General features: G+C 50.1%; 2 protein-coding genes and 1 tRNA gene. All 3 read left to right on the top strand.

The window, feature by feature from the left end; genetic code table 11:
• The first annotated feature begins 370 nt into the window (after nt 1–370).
• The 3 genes from AC6F7T_RS08375 (at nt 371) to AC6F7T_RS08385 (ending at nt 2,350) form a co-directional block, all read left to right on the top strand.
• The gene (locus AC6F7T_RS08375) at nt 371–754 is read left to right on the top strand and encodes a DUF1622 domain-containing protein (protein ID WP_500717789.1); all 384 of its coding nucleotides are present in this window, start codon (nt 371–373) and stop codon (nt 752–754) included.
• Nucleotides 755–768: 14 nt separating this feature from the next.
• A complete protein-coding gene (locus AC6F7T_RS08380) occupies nt 769–2,190 on the top strand; it encodes an NFACT RNA binding domain-containing protein (RefSeq protein WP_500717790.1) in 1,422 nt (473 codons plus the stop codon).
• Nucleotides 2,191–2,263: 73 nt separating this feature from the next.
• Nucleotides 2,264–2,350, top strand: a tRNA-Leu gene (locus AC6F7T_RS08385).
• The last annotated feature ends 320 nt before the right edge of the window (nt 2,351–2,670 follow it).

The raw sequence follows: 2,670 nt of genomic DNA on the forward strand, positions 1-2,670 counted from the left end.
GACATAGTAGGTTGTTGATGATAGTTCATTGATAAGGTAGGAAAAGCATACTTAATTCTATAGCAGGCAGATGAGCAATCTGCAAGCGGAAAGCTGACCTCAGTCTCCATTCTTCATCGCGAGTTGGCAGGAACCAGGGGGTTTGCTCAGATTCCTGGACTCCCGCTTTCGCGAGAGTGGCGACTTTTCAGAGGAGAGCGGAAGATTGGTGCTAATCAGTAATGTCAAAGTATGGGCAGGTTGGATTACTGGTTGATGGAACTGGTATAATTTATATACTAGCAGATTGGATTTGAAAGCGGAACACACAAGAGCCTGCAAGCCAGTCACTATTTTTGATTTTGTTCAGTTCTTAAAAACCGGAGGAACCATGACGGCAGATTTTCATGAAGTCGTTCTGACGATTGCCCAGTGGAGTGTTTTTTCCCTTGAGTTGCTGGGAATCGGCATCATCATGCTGTTTTCGCTTTACGCATCCTTCTATAACCTCTATCTGTTGGTGAAAAAAGGGGCGAGCGAGGAACTGTTTCACAGCTATCGTCTGCAGTTAGCGCGGGGCATTCTGCTCGGACTCGAATTCCTGGTGGCGGCAGACATCATCAAAACGGTAGCTGTTGAATTTACTTTTTCCAGTGTCGGCATGCTGGCGATCATTGTTCTGATACGAACATTCCTCAGCTTTGCCATCGAGATGGAGATGAGTGGTTGTCGACCCTGGCAAAAGACCACAAAAATAATTGGGCAACAGAAATGATCTGGCTTGCATAAATGAAATATGCCCTGCTTAAGGAAATCATTACCGAACTGCAAACGCAGATCGCCGGTGCACGGATATCAAAAATCCATCAGCCCGAAGCCGAGGTGCTGGTCCTGCGTCTATGGAACGGAACTGCTAACCTGCGCTTACTTGTTTCCGTCAAATCGGGGCAGCAGCGCATTCACTTATCTCAAAGAGAATGGCTTAACCCCCATCAGCCGCCACGCTTCTGCCAGTTGCTGCGCTCACGGCTGAGTCGAATCGACCGGGTGCAACTGGTCAATGATGATCGGGTGGTACGGATCGACTGCCACGGACCTAAGGGCCTGTGTTTTTTGATGGTGGAAATGATCGGTACGATAGGTAACATGATACTGGTCAATCAGCACGACATCATCATTGACGTGCTCAAACGCGATAGCGGCGAGGGTTCAGGACGACAACTAGTGGCAGGGAAAACTTATCGCTACCCCGACAAACCTGAGGCACCGATTGGCCAGTCACAACCAGCTTTACCGCTGCCGGAAGGTTACCTTTGCTGGAGTGATTATCTGGATCAGCAAGGAAACAACCCGGCAGCAGGTGTCACCCCTCAGGGAATCCAACAGCGCCTGCGTCAGGCGATTGTGCGCCAGCAAAAAAAACTGACCAAGCGTTATCACAAGATCAGTACAGAACTGGAGCGTCAGCAGCACTCGCAAGAGGATAGAATCAAAGGTGATTTGCTTCTGGCGAATCTCCATCTGGTGAAAAAAGGGATGGAACAGTTCACCGTGGCGAATATGTTTTCAGCCACTGCAGAAGTTATTGATATTGATCTCGATGGGCGGCTGTCACCGCAGCAGAATGCACAGAATTACTTCAAAAAATACAAAAAGGCAGCGCGGGGCGTTGAACACAGTCAGCGGCGGCTCGCAGAAACGCGGCTTGAACAAGAGTGGTTGGCAGAATTGCTCTACCAGTTGGACGATCAGGCGGAGCCTGCTGATCTGGAAGCCATTTATGCCGAGCTGGATGAAGCCGGTCTGCTCAAGGGGGGCGGGGGGCAGCATAAAAAACGTACCCGCCAGTCCAGTGCACCACAAGAACTTGTCAGCCCTTCCGGTATCAAGGTCCTGCGCGGCAGAAATAATCGGCACAACGATCTGTTGTCGGGCCGGCAACTTAAAAGTGGTGATCTGTGGTTCCATGCCTGCAACTGCCCGGGTGCCCATGTGGTGCTAAAGGCATCGCCGGCAACGTTTCCCGTAACCGATGAAGATATGCTCTATGCTGCTGCTATCGCTGCCGGATATTCCAAGGCACAACATGATGCCAGGGTTGAGGTGATGATGGCGACGGCAGAAAATGTCTCGCGCCCCAAGGGAGCTCGCCCCGGACTGGTTACCGTAAAAAAATACCAGACCCTCATTGTGGCGCCTTTACGGCCGTAATAGCCTTTGCTGAAGGGCTGTTTTTTTTGTTGCAAACAAAAAATTCCTTTGTTATAACGTGCCCACGTTGTACGCCGAAGTGGTGGAATTGGTAGACACGCTAGGTTCAGGGTCTAGTGGGCGTAGGCCCGTGGGAGTTCGAGTCTCCCCTTCGGCACCAAAAAAAACAGACCGCATTTGCGGTCTTTTTTTTTGTTCAACGATCGAGACTCGAAGCGAAGCGAGCGCTGACTAAATGTCAGAAAAGCAGCCACGGATGGCTGCGTCAGTGAGCGCAGGGGAGCCGACGCAGGAACAACCGTGATGGTGGTGACATAGTGGGCGAGTCTCCCCTTCGGCACCAGACATTCAAAGAAGCCTTGCTAAGTATATAATTTAGTGAGGCTTTTTCTCTTTTAAGACCCCTCAAAAATACCGATTTAGCTCCCCTACAGACACTTTGACCATAATTAAGACACTTTTTTTCCCCATTCAAAGTTA

The organism is Pelovirga sp. (genome assembly GCF_059864205.1).